Genomic DNA, 19,742 nt, shown 5'->3' with positions numbered 1-19,742 from the left:
CTTTGATCATAACATACAAGCATAAACGATCTCCCGCCGTCCTTGGGGATGGCAGGAGATCGTTTAAGTCGGTATGCGACCCACTTTGGCTACATACGATTTTTCCCTTCAAAATGCTATACATTCTATAATGTTAAGAAAAAAAGCTTACCCGCCAATTAATCACGGGTAAGCTTCTACTAGGGTTAACCTCTCCCCATATTCCCAGCTGCTAAAATGATCCTCCCATACGATATGGTACAGGTTACCATGGACTTCCATGATGATTCCTTTGGATCCATCCTGAACATATACGACATGATCGCCAACCTTCATCCTGCGTCCCACCCCTGTCACCCGAGTCGAAAGACGATACCATGCCCACCCTTTGGATACACCCACTTGATATTCTGATGTGGACAGCCAATGCGACAGCTCCCACATTCATGACAGCCCTCATAGCCGACATGCATGCGGATTTCCTCCCATTTATACACTTCAGCCGGACAAAATATGGTGCAAATCTTATCGGGGCAGCTTGTCATGCAAACCTCTGTATCCATAACATGAAGGTGGGACTGATTATCGGCATTAAACCGGAGTAAATATTGCTTCTCCTCGATATTAGCTGTCTTCGCAGCTGGCTGTGGCTCGCTCATCACTTCATCACCTTCCATACTCGAAGTAGATCACGAGCAATCTTGAGCTTCTTCTTCGCCGGGCCAATTTCTTTCCATATCTTCTTCTGCTTCTCTCGTTTAGAGGAACCATCCACGGTTAGCATCTGACTAGCTGCACGGTTCACCATAGGAATATATTGCTCGAAATATTGTGGGAACTTATCGAAATGATGTGTCGCGTCCTTGTACTTCTTCAGATCCTGCCCCACGAAGCTACCCATCAGCTTCTTCCGGTACTCATCGAGTGAAGCTTCGGAGAAATCCCCCCGACCCATCGCTGCTACGATTGTCTCGGCAGCGAATCTCCCCGAGGTCATTGCCATATTGGAGCCCTCACGGTGTATGGCATTCACAAGCTGCGCCGCATCTCCAACAACGAGGACTCCCGCTGCTACAACCTTCGGCATCGAATGGTAACCGCCTTCAGGAATGAGATGCGCGAGATACTCTTGCGGCTCAGCGCCCTGAATATAAGGGCGGATCATCGGATGCATTTTCACATATTCCATGAGTTCGTAAGGCTTTATCTTATGCTTGATTAGTCCGGAAAGTAACGTGCCTACGCCGATACTAAGCGTATCCTTATTCGTATACAAGAATCCTGTCCCGAGTATGCCTTTTGTTGCATCTCCGAACAGCTCAATCGTACAGCCTTGGCCTTCTTCCAGGTTAAATCGATCTTCGATGATTTTCTTGTCGAGCTTCAATATTTCCATCGTTGCCAAAGCCACTTCATCTGGACGAAATTCCTTATGGAAGCCAAGTGACTTTGCTAATAGCGAGTTCACTCCATCCGCTAGAACAACAACATCTGCTCGCAGCTCCCCATCTGGTCGATCCGTCCGAACGCCAACAACCTTACCATCCTCTACAATGCATTCCAGCACGACTGTTTCATTAATGAGCAGAGCTCCCTGCTCAACCGCTTTGGAAGCAAACCATTGATCAAACTTAGCGCGAAGCACAGTGAAGTTGTTAAAGGGATCCGTTGCCCATTCCAACCCTTTGTAGGAGAAGGTAACCGCCGAAGTCTTATCCATCATCATGAACCGCTGTTCAACGATCGGGCGCTCTAGGGGGGCCTCCTTGTGAAAGTCCGGTATGATTTCCTCCATCATTTTACGATAGAGTACACCCCCCATTACGTTCTTAGAACCAGGATATTCCCCTCGTTCTATGAGTAACACTTTCGCTCCTGCCTTACCTAATTCATAAGCACATGCAATTCCCGCAGGTCCCGCTCCAACGACGATGGCATCAAACTTTTCCGGCATCAACCTCTTCCTTTCTTCCTAGTGCGGATTTGAAAGCTTCGGTAAGCATAGGCACGATTGTGAGAGCATCTCCTACGATTCCATAATGGGAGGATTGGAAGATCGGAGCAGCCGGGTCTTTGTTAATCGCAATAATAAGACCTGAGTTCTGCATGCCAACGATGTGCTGAATGGCCCCGGATATTCCGATGGCAAAATAAATTTTCGGAGTAACCGTCACTCCCGTCTGCCCGACCTGATGATGATGCGGCACCCAACCTGCCTCCACAACATCTCGACTCGCCCCCACCGCTGCACCCAACGTCTCAGCAAGCTGATGAATGACTTGGAAGCCTTTCGGTCCACCAAGACCTTTGCCACCCGCCACGATAATATCGGCTTCGTCGATACGGACATGCTGCACCGTCGTTCTAACGATCTCAAGCACCTTCGTGCGAATATCCTCTTCCTTGATTGGTATACTTTCCTCGATGAGCTCGCCTGTCGCTCCCTTATTTCGCGCGAGCGCTTTCATAACTTTAGGACGTACAGTGGCCATCTGCGGGCGATATTTCTTACATAATATCGTCGCCATGATGTTTCCACCGAATGCGGGTCGAGATGCGAGAAGCAAGCCCGTATCCTCTTCCACATCAAGCTGTGTCGTGTCAGCGGTTAGTCCTGTTGGCAAGTCCGTAGCTACTGCACTCGCCAAATCTTTTCCCGTTGAGGTCGCTCCATACAACAGAATTTCCGGTTTATACTTTTCTACACAGGCAAGAATTGCCCTCATATAAGTTTCCGTCCGATAGAAGCGGTAGATAGGGGCATCGTATACATATACTTTGTCCGCGCCATACTCGATTGCAGTCCGAACGAGAGCTTGAACATTGTCTCCGATTAATATACCAGCCAGTTCTGTTTTTCTTTTATCCGCAAGTTGCCTTCCTGCACCCAGGAGCTCTAGCGATACTGGAGCAACCGCTCCATTCTTCTCCTCGATGAACACCCAGATTCCGCGATAATCTTCGTGATTCAAGAAGCCCCACCTCCTGCGCTCACTTCGAACAGCTCCCTACGCTCAAGCAAAACATCCAACAGCTGACGGATTTGCTCCTCTGGCTCACCTTCCAACAGCTTTCCACCCTGTGGCTTTTGGGGCGCCCATACTGAGCTAACGATTGTTGGTGAACCCTTCAGACCCAGCTGCGTTTTATCGATATCTCCTAGATCGCTCACTGACCAGATATGTGGCTGATAACGTGCAGCACGCAGCATATTCGGTAACGTGGAATAGGGAACATCGTTGATGTCTTTCTCTACCGAGAATAGACAAGGTAACGTCGAACGGATGACCTCATGCCCATCCTCTAGTTTCCTATGAATAATCGTGTACCTTTCGGCTTGATTAATCTCGACTACTTTATTAACTGATGTCAGCGGCGGCATATCTAATCGCCTTGCGATTCCGGGTCCGACTTGGCCGGTATCTCCGTCGATTGTCATTTTGCCACAAATGATCACGTCAATAGGACGAATCTCTCCGATCTTCTCTAGCGCTTTCGTCAGTGCGTAGCTAGTCGCCAATGTATCTGCACCGGCGAACGCCCGGTCTGTGATCATATACCCTTCGTCCGCTCCGATCTCGATACATTTCCGGATTGCTTTAACCGCTGGTGGTGGTCCCATCGTAAGCACCGATACAACCCCCCCATATCGGGCTCGAAGCCTAACCGCTTCCTCCACCGCATGCGAATCGTACGGATTCAGGATCGCCGGAGCGCTGGATCGGTCCATCGTATTCGTCTTAGGATTCATCTTGATGATCTTCGTATCCGGTACCTGTTTAATACAAGCGACAATATGTAGCATTCTACTCACCCTTTCCCTGCTTTCCGGATTCCCGGTTCAACCGTTCAATCTATTTATATTAGTCGAGAGTCGATAACATGACTGGTCTGTCCGACATATGAAAAAGAACCCCTACGAGGTAGGGGCTCCATGCCTATAGAGATGTCTTTAACTCCATTTACTTTCCGTTTGCTACTTTCCACTCATCCAATTGCTTCTGCATTTCCTCCACAATTTTCCCAATTCCCGCTTTATCCAGCTTGTCGTTACGTTTCTTAAGAATGTCCACTGGATCAACTGGACCGGTACGCAGAATGTCGCTGAACTCCGTAAAGATCGTGTTATAGGAGGCAACCTGAGTTTTTACAGGATCAGGATTGAAGGAAAAACCAAGTAACGGCGACTGCTCCGCTGTTTTGTTGAATTCCACATATTCCTCATATTTGCTATCTGATTCATTGTCTAATAGATAGTTGTTTAGCTGGTTGCCGATGATCCATGCATTGCCCGGGGCATAGCCGGAATCCGCGATTTGCTTGATCTTGTTATCTCCAACCTTCGTGTAATGCTTGTCTTGAATTCCGAAAACGACTGTATTCAGTAGCTCTTTATCCGTATAGAGCAGATCAAGCACCATCATAGCGCGTGCCGGATCCTTGGAGGAGCGAGCAATTGCGAATTGTGAGCCTGTTGCCTGCGATGTTGTTACTAGAGGGGCTTGAGTATTCACGATGGACCAATCGAAGTTCTCTGGTCCGCTACCGGAGTTGTTCTTAATACGTAAAGCCTCTTCCCGACCAGGGGAAGTGGTCGTTGAGATGAACCAAATCTTTCCTGCCGACTTAATGTCATCAATCTTCTCTTGCGTTGTAGGTGCATTTTTGTTCAGATAACCCTTCTTATACCAGTCGTTAAGCAGCTTGTCGTTCGCGAGTTCAATAGCTAAATACTCCGGACTTGTCATGGAGATTACCTTGCTACCCTCAACTGTACGGTTAATGTAAGTACCGAAGCCCAGTTGTTGATACCCATAGTCTTGCAACCAATCCAGTACAGAATCCTGCTTGTTGCTATACACCGGATAGATATTCGGCTCCTTCTCTTTAATGACTTGAAGGAATGGTTCGATATCCTTTAGATCCTTGACCGTGCTGATGTCGAAATTATACTTCTCCACGATATCTTTACGGAAGGCAAAGCCACGCCCCTGGGCGAGCTCCTTATTTGTAGGAATCGCGTACAGTTTGCCTGCGATGACAGGCGCTTGTAGATAAGAAGGATTAATCGTCTCGCTAATTCCCTTCCCATATTGGGCAAGTAAGTTGCCTTGAGCTAGACTATCGTCATTCAAGGGAAGAAAAGCACCCTTCGCTGCATTAGAGAAAAACTGATACCATTCCGGCGCGAAGACGAGATCCAACGGCTCCCCCGATTGCAGCATGAGGTTCGTCTTCTCCAAATAGGCGCTCCAATCAATATAGTTCAGACTCACCTTCGTATTCGGCAGCTTATCCTTTAGCAGCTCATCAATCCTCTCTTCAACAACCACTTGATCCTTCTGTGGTGAGCCTGGCATATAGATGGACACTTCGAAAGGCTGAAGCTCTGTCTTGGCGGGTTCAGATGAACTCGCGCTTGGTGAATTGCTTTCACTAGCGGTTGGTGATGTGGACGGCGATGCGGATGGAGATGCGTTATTGTTATTGTTACCACAAGCACTTAAGCCGATGGCCGCCGTCATGCTTAGAGTGAGCAACAGGGCTGGAGCTTTTAGACGTTTTTTCACGGAAACCCCTCCATTAATGAATGAATAAAATTATGGCTTATCTATGCTAACCGGGCGTCCCCGGGTCTAGCCAGTGATGATGCTTTGGGTCTAGCCTTTAACAGAGCCAACAGTTAAGCCTTTAATGAAAAAGCGTTGGAAGAACGGGTAAGACAGTACAATAGGACCAATGCCAACAACGACCATTGCCATTCTAAGCGTCTCGCTTGGAAGCTCGCTAAGATTCAAATTCATTTGTGCAACTTGGTCCATGCGGTCTTTGATAAACTGAACGTCGTTCATAACCTTAATCATGAGATATTGTAGCGGCAGCTTATTCGCATCATTAATGAACAGCAGCGCATTGAACCAGTCGTTCCAGTAATTTATAGTGCTGAACAAGGCGACCGTCGCGAACACGGGCAACGACAGAGGGATAATAATTTTGGCAAAAATCCGGAACTCGCCGGCACCGTCGATTTTAGCCGATTCTAGAATCGCAGGATGGATCGTCGTCTGAAAGAATGTCCGCATGACGATGACGTAGAACGGTAGCATCAACAGTGGTAACAATAAGGCTAGATACGAATCTCCAATGTGAAGGATGCGAGTGTAGACGATATACTTAGTGACCGTTCCCCCGTTAAATAGGAGAACGAAGACTAAGAGGAACGAGAAGATTTGGCGGTAAGGAAGATCTCTCCTTGAGAGCGGATACGCATATAAACCCATAATGAGGATATTAATCAGCGTCCCTACGACGGTCAAACCGATGCTAACCCCATAGGCACGGAAAACCGTCGAAGCATCCTTGAATAGAAAGTCATACGATTTCAGAGACCATTGCTCCGGCCAGAAGAGGTAGCCATGATTAATAATAGAAGTCTCGCTGGTGAATGAGATCACGATAACCAGTACAAGTGGCACGATGCAAGCGATTGAAACGGCGGTGAAAATAGAATGGATAAGGAAGTTAGCCGTCGGACCGACAGCGTTTTCCCTTCTAGCTGTACGTTTGCTCATTGCGATCTCCCCTCCTAGAACAGCGAGTCTTCCTTACTTATTTTGCGAACGACTACGTTTGAGCTTAACACTAAGGCGAACCCGACCGTTGACTGTAGAAGCGCTGCTGCCGATGCCATGCCGATATCGTTAAGGTTAATGAGCGAACGGTATACGAACGTATCAATGACATCGGTCGTGTCGTAGAGAATGCCTGAGTTAAGCGTCACTTGATAGAATAGCCCGAAGTCCGAGACAAAAATATTCGCCATCGACAACAGGGTGAGGATAATGATGAGCGGTCTGATCATCGGCAATGTGATCGATTTCGCCTGCTGCCAACGGCTCGCACCATCGATGACTGCCGCTTCGTAATATTCCGGATCGATACCCGCCATTCCCGCGATGTAAACGACTGCGCTGTAGCCGACATTTTTCCATAAAGTAATGACAATGAAAATCGTAGGCCAGTACTGGGAAGAGGAGTACCAATCGATCTCTGCTATGCCCATGCTCTTGAGAATGACATTAATGAAGCCACCCTGCGGACTTAAAAATGCGAGCACGAGGTAGCTCACAACGACCATGGAAAAGAAGTAAGGTAAGATCATTAAGCTTTGATAAACCTTCGCAAACAATCGTGATCTCAGCTCATTGAATAGAAGACCGACCGTGACGGCGAACACCGTCGTCAGCGACATAAAGGTGACGCTATAGAGAACGGTATTGCGAACAGCTCGGATGGCATCATCATTGCTGAAGAGGAACTCGAAATTGTGGAAGCCTACCCATGGACTTCCGAAAATACCGTCTATGTAGTTCACGTCCTTAAAGGCGACGAAAACACCGAAGATGGGCAAGTAATTGTTGACGAGAAGTACGAGCAATCCTGGAATGAACATCACATAGAGTGCTTTGTACGTCATCAGATTCCGAGCAAGTGTTGTTGCGCCTCTTTGCCTGTATACAAGTGGCCTATCCTTCTTATCCGCATACACCGTGCGATCTATAGAAGTCTGAGTAGCCATGCGAATTCCTCCTGCCTCTATGCTTAACTCCCTAGTGTCTGTAGCCTGACTCTAGCTGATATAAACTGATTATAGAGGCGATACGGAGTCATTACGATGACGGTTGTATTCATTATCGTGATGGATATTCATGCCCCTAGTTCGTTCAGACAAAAACAACTTCGCAGACTCATGTGGAGTATGCGAAGCTGGAATGGATATGCTCGATTACATTAAGCCTTCCTTTTCCTCCAATGCAGCGAGTGGTCGAATCGGAAGACGAATCTCTGCCCTAGTCCCCCCATCCTCACGTAGCGAATAGCGGATGCCGAATACGTCTCCGAAATGAAGCTTGATACGGCGATCGACATTACGAATCCCGTATCCTTCTCCCACACCAAAGGCCATGAGTCGATGCAGCGATTCAGGATCAGCCGGCTTAAAGCCATTGTCGTCGATGATAAAAGCGAAGTAGTCCTCCCCTCGCACCACCCGAATCCAGATTTCTCCCTCGCCATCCATCTTCCCTACACCATGGAGAATGGCGTTCTCCACAATCGGCTGCAGAATAACCTTAGGCGTAGTCTCGTCCAGCAATCCTTCATCGAGATCATAATGCACCACAAATATATTCTGGTACCGCTGCAGCTGCAGACGAGTATAGGCCTGAATATGCTGGATTTCCTCGCGAACCGTCACCAGCTCCCTCCCTCGGCTTAAACCAATACGCAAAAGGGAGGATAAGTCTTTTACCATTCGTGCAAGCTCGGGCTCGTCCTTATCTATGGCTGTCCAGTAAATGGAGTCCAATGTATTGTAGAGCAGATGTGGCGTGATCTGGGTATGCAGCGTCATAAGCTCCATCTGCTGCTGCTTCATTTCTAGCAGGTAACGTTCCCCAACTAACTGGTTCACCCGCTCGGTCATGCGCTGAAAGGAGCCGTACATTTTACCAATCTCATCATTACGTTGCACCATAGATAGAAGGCTAAATGTCATGCCTGGCTCATATTTCTCAGCTAACTTAGACAGCTTGTGCAGCGGACTAAGCATAAGGCGAAGCATATAGATGAGATAACCGGCAACGAATAGGAAACAAAGTGCCATAACGATGAATAGTACCCTCTGGTAGGACTCCTGCTCGCCGATCATCGTATGGACAGGTACCTCGTAAACAAGGCGGGTGCTAAATTTCTGATTATAGATCGAGGTGAATAACACCTGGCGATTGTGCCAATTCACCACGCGGTAATCGTTTGTTAGCTGTTGCATCTGCTCCGGTATTTCTAGCTTACTGCCAATCAGTTCATTGGAGTCGGAGCTTAATACTTCGTTCCTTTCATTGATAAGGTAGCTACGACTTCCCGATGGGACTTGATTATCCCAGATGTCATTAAATAGAATCGTCTCCAGATGTGTCACGTAGAGAACACCTAGTGTCTGTGTCGAATCCTGCGGATCGATAATCGCCCTTACGAAGCAGACGGTAGGATTGTGCGAATTTCCGAACTGCACGACACGAATGGTTCCGGTCCCCCTAAGCTGGACCGCCTCCTCGTAAAAGGGCGGCAGACGGTTCGGATCCGTATAGATTAAGCCGAATTCCTTGCCCGATTCGAGCGTATAATTCCACTTATCCTCCGCATCAGGAACGAATAGGGCGTAATGTGTTCCGTCGAGCGTGAACTTGGAAATGAGATTGCTAATCGAATTGTACTCGGATAGTTCACTAATCTGACTCGGGACAATCGGACTCTTCGCATTATTGATGAAGTGTTCTTCAATGAACTTGAGTGTCTTCTCATTCATGCTGTTGAGTGTTCGCTCCAACGTAATGCCATTCTGCTTAGCCAGCCGAAACAGAGTTAAGCTAACCTGCTCCTTCGTCATGTTCGATGCCTGACGATAGGAGAATCCGCCGACAATCAGAAAGGGAATGACGATGAATGCGAGGAACGAGAGGATAATCTTATTTTTTAACGGCATAACGATTTCCCCTTTCTTCCGTCGCAATGAATTCGTTGCCCTTACCTATTGCGGTAGTCGGCAGGACTGACACCGAAGTGCTTCTTGAATACCCTGCTGAAATGCTCAGGGGACTCATAACCAATGGATTCGGAAATCTCATATCGTTTTTTGTCACTTTGTAGAAGGAGGCGTTTGGCCTCTTTCATCCGAATTTCTGTCAGGTAGTCCCATAAATTCTTATCCGTCACTCGCTTGAATAGATAGCTGAAATAATTCGGACTGAGGTGAACCTCGCGCGCCACATCCTGAAGCTTCAGTCCCTTGTTCGCATAGGATCGGCGAATATATTCCATTGCCTTCATGACCGTCGAGCTCTCCCGTCGGACATGTCCTAGAATGACGCACCGAGCGATGTCGGTCAGATAAGCACCAAATTCGCCAAGCTTATCCTTCGATACCACATGCCTTGCATATACCTGTGGCTCCGACGGCAAACTCTCCTCTTCCAGCATATCGCGTAATTCGCCTAGCATCCCATACAGACAATAAGCTGCCTGTAGTAGACAGTTCGCCCACTGCTCTTCCGGCATGCCAAGCTGATCTAGCTCCTTCAGTAAACGGGCAACGATAATCTCAGCCTGCTCCTCCTCGGTTTGCTGTTGCAGCACCTTAACGAGCCCTTCGAGATGCTGCTGCCAACGAAGCATTAACTTGTCTAGCTGTTGCTCGACATCCCCGATATAGTAGACCGGTAGCTCTGGACGGTCATTCTGCTTCGACTCCAGCGCAACCTTAGTCTCCTGATACAGAGCTGGAATCCGAGTCACTCCTTCAATCGTCCGACTAATCCCAATCCAGCTATTCAGATTGAGATACGTCGAAATATTCGCCTGCATCGTACGTGCAATCAATTGAATCTGAGTCAGCGCCTCTGACCCCCACTGCTTCCATTCCACATCATTAATAGAGATAATAGAGACCAGTTGCCCCTTCAGCCCATAGAAGCTCACAGCCTCCCAGTTGGATAAACTCTCCTCAATAATATTCAAGGCAGCGAAGAGCAGTAACTTACGATCTTTGACGTTAAACCTCGTATTACGGCGCAAGCCCCCCTCGCCCAAATCCAATTCAACGTTCAGCACACAATAGAAGGGTCCTGGCAATAGAACTCCTAAATCAGAGAGTACGATTTCAATCTCATCGGAGGTCCATTCATTGTCCTCATCACTCAGCCATTCGTATAGCAGAATGGACTTGGCGGTGAGCAATTGTCCTACTGCATACTTCTGCCGCACCTGATGCTCCCAAGTCTTTAAGTCCTCCTCATGTCGCCTGCTGAGTGCATTACCCACTACACGATACAGATGATCGGACTCCACTGGCTTGATCAAATAATCAATCGCTCCAAGCCGAAGCGCTTGTTGAGCATAATTGAAATCCTCATGGGCGGAGATGACGATAATCGGAATGTTCGGATGCTCGGAGAAGATGACTTCCATAAGCTCGATCCCGTTCATCCCACCCATTTGAATATCCGTAATAATCAGATCGAACTTGTCCAGCCTCAAATAATCAAGGGCTTCGAAGCCGTTTAGAGCCGTCTCGGCCCGTACAATTCCATATTCGGAACGCAGAAGGAATCGGCTGATTGCACCGCAAATGATCGGTTCGTCGTCAACGATCAACACATTAAACATATGCTACCCCCTCACAGATCCCTAGTTTCTTTATATCACATTAAAGGGTCGTTATGGTTAAAAAAGGTAGTCCCCCAGTCAAATGACTAGGGGACAGTCCCTTATTGCTCTCTTAAATACAGCTCGTATACAATCATTTGCTCACTTTCACGACCATCTTCACGCTAACCGTTCTACCAACTCTATTAATGAGCTCGCATTCATACTCATATGTTCCGATCGGCTTGTTAGAGAGCGTTGTTATGACCGACTGGGCGCTCGGCGTTCGATCGGTCAGCATTCGAGTATCAATTAGGATGCCGTTCTCATACAAGCGGTACGTTGTGCCGTTAGTTCCCCACCACAGATTCATGCTGACTTTGTAGCTTCCGTCGCCGTCCCAGTTATCCTGGGAGAGAACCGGCACTCCCGGTTCTGCTTGCGTGATCGTTACCGTATGAACTTCGCCTCTCGTCGTGCCCGAGGCGTTGGAGAGCTCTGCATAGTAGCGGTAGGTACCATTCCCTCTATCGATAATTGACGTCACAGTGGTTTGGACATTCGGTGAACGAAGTGCGAGGGCTTGCGTATCGATCAGTACGTCATTCTCGTAAAGCTTATAAGTACTGCCGTTATTTCCCCACCACATATTCATGGTCAAAGAATAATTCCCACCTCTAATTCCTGTGCCATATCCATTATTATCCGATAGATATGGCTTTCCCGGAGCTTCTTCCGAATTCGGCTGAGGTAAACGCATGATCGTCAATACTCCGTTCCCTTCGCTACTTAGGAAGTACGCCGTATCATTCCGACTGAGCGTAACCTGTATCGGGTAAAGCATATCTTGATCCACGCTTGCCGCCAATTCGATACTGTAGTCCAGTTCCGCTACCCCGTTCGCGTCGGTAACAGCGGTTCCGACGGCATTCCCGTACACGGCAAAGGACACACTTTCTCCTGCAATCGATAGACCGTCCTTATCCTGAAGCAATCCCCTTAGCTTAACGGTATCGTTAACCTTTCCCTCAACGTTTGACGCTAACAATTCCGTGCTATGGTATAACTTGAAAGGAATCGTTTGTTCAACAGTATTACCTGCCCGATCCACGGCTTGCACGAACAATATGTGATTCCCTCTCTCCGTTACAGGTGTACCGGACGCCCACTCCTCCCCATTCAACGTCATTTGAATGTTTAACAGATCCCCGTCCTCATCTACGGCATTCACGACCGGAATGGCCTCATCGGTGTAGCTCTCCCCTGCTATGACTCCTTCAATGGTAATAACGGGAGGTGTTGAAGCTTGTGCTATCACTACATCTCTCTCAAATAAATTGTTCGTATAATCCATTTCCGTAATCCGATAAATATCGTTAACCCTGAACCCAATCTTAAAGGTCCCCTCACTCGGGATATGCCAAAGCTTGCTGCCCTGAGGACCGCCAGTTGCTTCCCAGATCACAGATTGCCCTGGTGCAATGGAATCCTTGAACACATCGTTATAAGCTATGATGCCGCCATCTACCAGGAACACGCCTCCGACGACGGAGTTGGCCGGAGTTGGCTTCACCCCAACATTCTTAATTGTCGCGCGTAGCAATACATCATCACCGGCTTGCGGGGAATTCGCGACAAGCTCTACTCCAGTCACGATTAAATCTGCCCCCGAGCTGATTGGTTTGGCCTCCAAACCTAAGTAGCCAAACTTATATACCGCTATCGTACCTTCCTTAACGACGAGCCTAACGACATGTAACCCATCCGTCAGTTCTTCTGTCTTGAATACTTCACGGTTGAAGCCCTCAAGGCCTGCTTGAACTAAGTCGACAGTTGCCAGAAGTGCCCCGTCTACGTAAACCTCCGCGATTCCCATATTCGACTGAATCCGAGAATTCCAGCTGAATCCTGTTCCCTTAAAGGCAAACTCTGCATAAGCACCCGGCGTCGAAGCATCATGGGAATCCGCTCCCGCACTGAGAGCAAAGCCAGTGCTGTATTCCAGGAACTCACTAGTGTGCGGAAGCTCCTGCCAGATCGGCGTTGGCACATATTCACCGGGACTGAGTTCGAAAAAGTCGACATCTGCACCACCGGTTCTCGATTGAACGACGATGTTGTTTTTCCCTTGCTTTAATTGAATACTTACTTTCCGATCCTTGTAATGATTGCTATTAGCCCAACCGCCTGTTGACGGCAGATCGATCAGTACACCTGGATTTCCATTTGCGACAATCGTTTTGCTTGCATTCTCAGCGGCAGCATAACGAATCGTTAGCGTATAGTAGCCAGCTTCTGCTGCCGTGATATTAAGTAAAGTGAAAGGCCCTGTGTGTGTCTGAGCTACAGCCTTGCCCCCCGAAGCGTTCGAATCATTGACGATGACCATACCGTTCGCAAGTTGAGTCAATTCTGCCTCGTATCTCGGACCGCCCGGAGTGATTGGCATGACTAACGAGGTTTTCGTGATCTCACCAGAAGCAGCCGAAGTGTTACCGGAATCGTCAAAAGCTTGCACGTAATAGGTATATACCGTTTCCGGCACCACGCTAAAGTCCTTGTAGGCCTTCAAGGTGCTTGGAACAGTGTTTAACAGCTCACCGTTGCGATAAATCTTATAACCCGCTACACGTTTATTATCTGTTGATCCACTCCAAGCCAGATTCATTTGCTCGTATGAGATGGGTTGTACAGTGAGTCCAGTCGGAGCGGTTGGAGCAATACCATCCTTAGCTTCAAGGATATATTGCACAGCTTCGCCCGGATTCACCGTCACCTCCAGCGTCAAGTAAGGATCGGCCGTTAATGCAGTCACATCCTGATGCGCCGCGGAATACGAATCTCCATTGCCGTAACGACTGCCTGAATATTGTCCAGCCACCGGAGGTTTGACCTTTACCTTCATTGTGAGCGGCGAGGTTTCGAAGCTAACAAAGTTCAGCAATATTTTGCTCGCGCTAGCTCCGACGCCCGATGTGCCAAGCCCCGATGTATCCACCGCCCGGAACAGCACACGTTTGTCTTGCACTGCCGCCTTGTCGAGATACTCGTAGACTAGTGGGGTCCCGTGAGTCGCATAGGCCGTAGCCAAACGGCGGAAAGACTTCACGCGAGTCTCACCCGGCTCCTTCGTATTCGGCCAAGCGATCGTATCCTCCGGCTTCAGTGTTCTCCAGTTGATATCGAGATCGAATAAACCAAAGGATGTATCTCCCTCTTCGAAGAATGCCGCATGCTGCATAATATGGTCTACATATCCGATATTCGCCCGCATCTCCCGGTCGAACGCGGAAGCGAAGCGATAAGCCGTCGTTCCATATTGGGAGCCATCCACATGATGGTCATTGCCACCCGTCTCGCTCATGACCATTTCCTTTGGAATAACTCCATTTGTTTCTGAATAGGTCAGCAAGGTTTCAGCGAGTGAGCTACCACGAGGGGATGACACCCCAGTCCCCCCATAGCTATGACCGTTAGTCATATCGGAGAGATCTTCAATTTCCCTGCGCATCTCAGGATCGCGCTCCCACCCGGCAGGAGAACCATTCGTCGGCCAATAAGCCCAGCCCGGCGCGATAATCTTAAGATTCGGCTGTTGAGTCATACGCTCCTGTTGCAGCATCTGGCCTAGTGCGACGACCGACTTCTGGTGCCAGCCGAACAGTCCGGGCTCGTTCTGCAGCTCCAAGTACTGGAACAGATCACCGTATCGAGACACAAACTGACGATAAGTGTCACGAACGCCTTGCGTGATCGTGCCTTGTTGCAGCGCCGTGTCGTTCTTCAGGTCGCCACCGAATATATCCATCATCGGAGCGAGGTTCAAATCTCGTAAGGTGAGCAAGTAGTCGCGACCTTCATCCCACCACTGGCTCTTCGTATCCGTCCAGAACGGAACACGCATCCAGTTACCGCTGTAGGCAATACCAAGCCACTCCGTGAGCTGTGGGAGAAGACGGGTCTGATCATTGCCGAAAGAGAATAGATTTCCCAAGTTAGTACCGAGATGAACATATCTACCATTCAGCGGTTCGACCGCAGGCTCGTTGAGTTGTTCCATCTTCACATAATCCCACTGGTACCATAGATATTGATCTCCGGTATTGTTCGCATACAAACCGCGATCTACCTTTAGCTTAAGCGTATTCTCACCAGCATGTAGAAGCTCGCGGGGAATATACACCTTATAATCCTGCTTATAGGCTAGCGGATCGCCACCGTTATCAAGCGCCCCACTGCCATTAATACCTGCAATTTGGACAAGTCCGGTTAGAATGCCATTCATGAACACATCCATTTGAGGGGTGGATTTGTAGGCATCCAGAATCTTATAACTGAGCCTAAGCCCGTGCTCCGGAACTTCTGAGAGATTAAAATTCACATTCATCGTGCCATTCTTATCTGCCTTCATCCCCTTGGAGAAAGCACTCCAGTCAGTGCGTGATGCCCAATCAGATGGGATCGTAACGGTCTCTTCCGAAGGAGCATAATCTCGGAATTCAGCGGAATTCATATCTTCTTTACCTATACGCCATAGAAGACTTGCGGCTTCCTCACCGGCCTTCACTCCGCTAGAAGCAGTGATCACAAACGCTTTGTCTGACTTCAGAATGCTGCCCGCCAGACCGTTCGCAGACGCTGCCGCTCGAACGCGAATCTGAACTTCACCCGCCGCACGGAAGACATTACCCACCGACTGCGGATTCGTTGTCGCCTGCTGCCAGGTTGCACCGTTATTCAGGGAGTATTCATATTTGTCAGCATTTTCGTATCCACTTGTATTCGTCCATCCAAAGGTATGATTCGTGTTATTCACTACCGGAGCTGTCGGAGCCGCCGGAGCTTCGCCAAGCGGATCTACATAGATCGTCCAAGAAACATCGTCAATATAGGCGCCGATTCCTGTCCTCGGGTTACCCCAATTGGCAAGATCAAACTCGATGCGCACATCCTTTGGCGTCCAACCAGCTGTAGTCGTGAACCGCGGACTGGTGCCTCTGTAATAATAATTTTCAGTTACCCCAGTTAAGGCTGTGCTTTTTAATGTATCGTCACGTAAATCCTTCCACTGCGTATTGCTATTCGTATCAGGATTGGAGTTGACCAGTGACCAATAGAGGAAGGATCCTCCATTCCAGCCACTCGGTTGCCACCTGCGGAACTGCAAACGAACGAGATAATTCGCTTTTCCCGACAACTCTTTAAGCTGATCCTCTGTCATGCCCAGCGAACCTATCTGGCTCTTGCGTATTTCATTATTCGTCATGATAAGGGCTATCGATTTGTCTCCGCCATTATGCGGATTGTCAACCCAAGAGGCATTCTGACCATCCCAGGTCGGCTGATCCCCCACCCAAGGTTTACCGTCGCCAGCGAAATCCCAGCTCTTCACATATTTAGCCGTATATTCGACGCCTCCATGAATATATTTATCGCCAACCAACGTGGCAGCCGTCTTAACAACGACAGCCGTACTTAATGCCGAAGCGTTATTCTTAGCATCACGAGCTTTAATCTGCATGGAATAGCTCGCATTCTGCGCTAGTCCCGTCAGCTTATAAGTCGTAACATTGCCTACCGAGGACAGCAAGGAATCACCGCTATAGATATCGTAAGCCGTGACGCCTTCGTTGTCCGTAGCTGCATCCCAATGCAGATCAAACCCCTTGTCTGTAATACCCGTGGCGTATACGTTAGCTACGACGGAAGGAGGTGTAACGTCTGGCACGATCGCCTTCACAGAAAAATTGTCGAAGATCGCATCCGAGTTTCCGTTCCAAACACCGACTCTCCCCCCGGTGAACGTGATATCATTTCTTTCCCACGCGAGTACCCCGTCCACATAGAATTTCATGTTTTTGCCGATTTGAACAAGCTTGATCCTATAGAACTGATTCACATTTGAGCTAAAATCCTTGTCAACGTACGAGCATCCCGTACTATTGATCACGCATACGCCTACCTTACCTCGAGTCGGATCTAGAGAAACCTTGACTCCATTCTGAGTACCCGCTCCATCCGACTTGAGAACAAAACCCGCATCTCTTCGGGAGATGATCTTCAGATCCGCCTCAAGCTGTACATCCTGAAACCTCCTGTCCTTAACCCATATATTCTGTGAGAGCCAATCCGGGGCTTTAAATTGTCCATTCTGGATTATCCATACCTCGTCTCCTGGACTTCTATCACTAACCCATCCACTCATATCTCCACTAAAGTCATCTGCGAAAGGCTCGCTTGTAGGTGTAATTGGCAGCGGGTCATCCGCGTATACCGATCCAAACGGCAGCATCGTCGCGACTAATAGAATGACGAGATACAAACTCAGCTTTTGCTTGAGCTTTACAATTCTCAATGATTTCACTCTCCTTAATAGATATGAAATCCATAACATCACCTTTTAGGAACATTTGGAAGCGCTATCATTTCTTAAAGTGACATCCCGGTTTCTTCTTCATTTTAAGGATTGTAATTATTTCTAGCGATGACCTCTATTCCTGTCCCTGTGACATTTATTATTGAGTTCCCGTCGCCTACTCCCGAATAACTCCAGCATACAAAAAAGGTACCCCTAGTCTGAACACCTTTTTCTCAGTGTCCAGTCTGTGGGTACCTATGTACTCTGCCCAACCCTTATACCAATCTTTAACCAAAAATCGCATCGATAACCGGTTTCGTATGTCCACCTGGATAACACAGATAGAGCAGTACATAGACGGTCACACCCGTTATTACGGTAGCGAACCACATTAAAGCAGTTATCTTACCCCATTTGCGGTGCTTCGCAAAGCTCTTACGAAAGGCAAGTGTAAGCGTCGTAATTCCGAAAACAGCTGCGACAGTCGCAAGTGTGATATGAAACAGAAGGAAAATCAAGTACACGGTTTTTAAACTTTCTGGTCCGTTAAACATCGTATTTCCGATGAAAATGGTACGAGATACATAGATGATGAAGAAGCATGATGCAGCTATAGCAGCAGCAATCATTACCTTTTCATGCGCTTCCTTTTTCCTCTTGATGATTAATGCCCAACCGATTGCAACTAGTATTCCGCTGATCAGAATAAAGCTTGTACTAACTAGTGGAAAAATATCATACCACGACATGTAACATTCACCCGCTTTATTGTCATAACTGCAATGCTAACTTCCCCTTATTGTACCTGTACCCTTTTGCAAGTTCAAACGTTTCTATTCACCGTCACACATTGTTAATAAACTTCCCGTGCAAAAATTCAATTTTCTGTAGCATTCATCCGGCTACCCGATGTTGGATCAAGGACATTATCTTCCTCACTCATACGATCCCTGCGGTACCATTGCATGAATACAGTATATAACGCCACTGCATTAACAACCTCCTGCAGCAGCTTCATAATAATACCGCCTGCTTGTTGATCCTCTTTACCAGTCATCATATTAAAGAAGGAGGGTCCTTCAAATTTGCTTAATAATGCGGCTGGATCACCTGATACGCAATAGCCCATCGCTTTAACCCATACGTTTGGGTCATTATATACCGCGAACAAAGGCTCATTTGCAAATATGATCATTACACAAGCCGGTGTTAACAATAGACTACTTAAGAAAATATAGCCTAGAGAGAGTAAATTGGACATCCGTCTCCATTCTGGAACCGGACAAAAGATATGCCAAGACAACATCATAGATGAGATAAACAGTAATGCATAATAAATCGTATGAACCGTGTAATGCGTCATAATCCAATCATGATTACTCGGCATGTGGTAGAACGAGAATAACATAATAAATAGAAACATACTGATGATCGGATTCATAATGATTCTAAATACGCCAAGCCTCCAGAAGCTAGCTCGGAACATGCCACGCCATAACCAAGCCGGTATACCGTAAATAAGCAACGGGGGTACAAGGATATAAGCAAGTGCCATATTTGTCATATGAAAAGTAAACATCAAATGTCCAAGCAAGCTTAGTGGACCGCCCTGGGTTAAGTAGAGCAACACAATCGCTATCACAAAGGACAACTGACGAGGAATAGATACGGGCGCACTACCTACGAACCGATGTCTCCACGGACCAATGATGAACGTATACAAGACAATAACCGCCATCATGAACACCATAAACTTAGGGCTCCACAAATCACTAAAAGAGAAATACTCTAATCCCATCATGGCCTTTAACCTCCCTTCATAAAAAAAGAGAGGACGGATTATGGCCCGCCTCTCTGCAATTCAAACTTTTACTTCCTTTACCACCAAACCCAGTATAGAGCCATGACCACCATAGTGATCACAACAAATACTCCAGCAAAAATTCCGACTATCGGAAATAGATGCCCACGATCTTTCATATGCATCCAGAAAGCCATCTGAATGATGACTTGAATTACCGCCATGGATACTAAAATGATGTACGTAAAGGTGGCATTAATTTCGCCTGCAGATACTGCAGCGAAAGCAATAATTGTTAGTGCAAGTGACATGACAAAGCCTACGATATGCTTCTGTGGACCTTCAACCTTATGCCGTTTAGGTGCTTCTTCGGAAGCCGTATGGTTTTGGTTGCTCGACATG

At 47.7% G+C, this 19,742-nt stretch carries 14 protein-coding genes; all 14 read right to left on the bottom strand.

Features of this window, described 5'->3' with window-relative positions; genetic code table 11:
- Window positions 1-162 precede the first annotated feature (162 nt).
- Entirely contained in the window at window positions 163-315 is a 153-nt protein-coding gene (locus tag M1K58_RS10380; RefSeq protein ID WP_256758779.1) for a hypothetical protein, read from the bottom strand.
- Between the two features lie 17 nt (window positions 316-332).
- Window positions 333-656 carry a ferredoxin family protein gene (locus M1K58_RS10375; protein ID WP_372339148.1) on the bottom strand — a complete coding sequence of 108 codons (324 nt, stop codon included), beginning with the start codon at window positions 654-656 and terminating at the stop codon, window positions 333-335.
- Entirely contained in the window at window positions 638-1,933 is a 1,296-nt protein-coding gene (locus tag M1K58_RS10370; RefSeq protein ID WP_256758777.1) for an FAD-dependent oxidoreductase, read from the bottom strand. The genes M1K58_RS10375 and M1K58_RS10370 overlap by 19 nt, the downstream gene beginning before the upstream one ends.
- On the bottom strand, window positions 1,917-2,951 hold the full coding sequence (locus M1K58_RS10365) for an electron transfer flavoprotein subunit alpha/FixB family protein (RefSeq protein ID WP_256758776.1): 1,035 nt from the start codon (window positions 2,949-2,951) through the stop codon (window positions 1,917-1,919). Before M1K58_RS10365 ends, M1K58_RS10370 begins: the two co-directional genes overlap by 17 nt.
- Complete coding sequence (locus M1K58_RS10360; protein WP_256759029.1) at window positions 2,948-3,784, bottom strand: electron transfer flavoprotein subunit beta/FixA family protein; 837 nt, start codon at window positions 3,782-3,784, stop codon at window positions 2,948-2,950. Before M1K58_RS10360 ends, M1K58_RS10365 begins: the two co-directional genes overlap by 4 nt.
- 157 nt (window positions 3,785-3,941) lie before the next feature.
- Complete coding sequence (locus M1K58_RS10355; RefSeq protein WP_256758775.1) at window positions 3,942-5,549, bottom strand: ABC transporter substrate-binding protein; 1,608 nt, start codon at window positions 5,547-5,549, stop codon at window positions 3,942-3,944.
- Between the two features lie 90 nt (window positions 5,550-5,639).
- The gene (locus M1K58_RS10350; RefSeq protein WP_256758774.1) at window positions 5,640-6,551 is read right to left on the bottom strand and encodes a carbohydrate ABC transporter permease; all 912 of its coding nucleotides are present in this window, start codon (window positions 6,549-6,551) and stop codon (window positions 5,640-5,642) included.
- 14 nt (window positions 6,552-6,565) lie between these two features.
- Complete coding sequence (locus M1K58_RS10345) at window positions 6,566-7,558, bottom strand: ABC transporter permease (RefSeq protein WP_256758773.1); 993 nt, start codon at window positions 7,556-7,558, stop codon at window positions 6,566-6,568.
- A 207-nt stretch (window positions 7,559-7,765) separates the two neighbouring features.
- Window positions 7,766-9,523, bottom strand: a complete 1,758-nt coding sequence (locus M1K58_RS10340) for a sensor histidine kinase (protein WP_256758772.1) — start codon at window positions 9,521-9,523, stop codon at window positions 7,766-7,768.
- A 41-nt stretch (window positions 9,524-9,564) separates the two neighbouring features.
- Window positions 9,565-11,202: a response regulator gene (locus M1K58_RS10335; protein ID WP_256758771.1), complete on the bottom strand. Its 1,638-nt coding sequence runs from the start codon at window positions 11,200-11,202 to the stop codon at window positions 9,565-9,567.
- A 133-nt stretch (window positions 11,203-11,335) separates the two neighbouring features.
- Window positions 11,336-17,536 carry a polysaccharide lyase family protein gene (locus M1K58_RS10330; RefSeq protein ID WP_256758770.1) on the bottom strand — a complete coding sequence of 2,067 codons (6,201 nt, stop codon included), beginning with the start codon at window positions 17,534-17,536 and terminating at the stop codon, window positions 11,336-11,338.
- Between the two features lie 290 nt (window positions 17,537-17,826).
- Window positions 17,827-18,288: a DUF420 domain-containing protein gene (locus tag M1K58_RS10325; RefSeq protein WP_256758769.1), complete on the bottom strand. Its 462-nt coding sequence runs from the start codon at window positions 18,286-18,288 to the stop codon at window positions 17,827-17,829.
- A 128-nt stretch (window positions 18,289-18,416) separates the two neighbouring features.
- Window positions 18,417-19,340, bottom strand: a complete 924-nt coding sequence (ctaG, locus tag M1K58_RS10320) for a cytochrome c oxidase assembly factor CtaG (RefSeq protein WP_256758768.1) — start codon at window positions 19,338-19,340, stop codon at window positions 18,417-18,419.
- Window positions 19,341-19,417: 77 nt separating this feature from the next.
- Window positions 19,418-19,741 (bottom strand): cytochrome C oxidase subunit IV family protein, encoded by a 324-nt coding sequence (locus M1K58_RS10315; protein ID WP_256758767.1) that lies wholly within the window; start codon window positions 19,739-19,741, stop codon window positions 19,418-19,420.
- Window position 19,742 lies beyond the last annotated feature (1 nt).

It is taken from the genome of Cohnella sp. WQ 127256 (genome assembly GCF_024519285.1).
Taxonomy (GTDB): Bacteria; Bacillota; Bacilli; order Paenibacillales; family Paenibacillaceae; genus Cohnella.
Note: the sequence above shows the minus strand (reverse complement) of the source record. Positions and strands in the feature narration are given on the sequence as shown.

Coding starts and splice junctions, on each gene's coding strand:
- M1K58_RS10380 (WP_256758779.1), bottom strand. CDS start 315: ATGAAGGTTGGCGATCATGTCGTATATGTTCAGGATGGATCCAAAGGA.
- M1K58_RS10375 (WP_372339148.1), bottom strand. CDS start 656: ATGGAAGGTGATGAAGTGATGAGCGAGCCACAGCCAGCTGCGAAGACA.
- M1K58_RS10370 (WP_256758777.1), bottom strand. CDS start 1,933: ATGCCGGAAAAGTTTGATGCCATCGTCGTTGGAGCGGGACCTGCGGGA.
- M1K58_RS10360 (WP_256759029.1), bottom strand. CDS start 3,784: ATGCTACATATTGTCGCTTGTATTAAACAGGTACCGGATACGAAGATC.
- M1K58_RS10350 (WP_256758774.1), bottom strand. CDS start 6,551: ATGAGCAAACGTACAGCTAGAAGGGAAAACGCTGTCGGTCCGACGGCT.
- M1K58_RS10345 (WP_256758773.1), bottom strand. CDS start 7,558: ATGGCTACTCAGACTTCTATAGATCGCACGGTGTATGCGGATAAGAAG.
- M1K58_RS10340 (WP_256758772.1), bottom strand. CDS start 9,523: ATGCCGTTAAAAAATAAGATTATCCTCTCGTTCCTCGCATTCATCGTC.
- M1K58_RS10335 (WP_256758771.1), bottom strand. CDS start 11,202: ATGTTTAATGTGTTGATCGTTGACGACGAACCGATCATTTGCGGTGCA.
- M1K58_RS10325 (WP_256758769.1), bottom strand. CDS start 18,288: ATGTCGTGGTATGATATTTTTCCACTAGTTAGTACAAGCTTTATTCTG.
- ctaG (WP_256758768.1), bottom strand. CDS start 19,340: ATGATGGGATTAGAGTATTTCTCTTTTAGTGATTTGTGGAGCCCTAAG.
- M1K58_RS10315 (WP_256758767.1), bottom strand. CDS start 19,741: ATGTCGAGCAACCAAAACCATACGGCTTCCGAAGAAGCACCTAAACGG.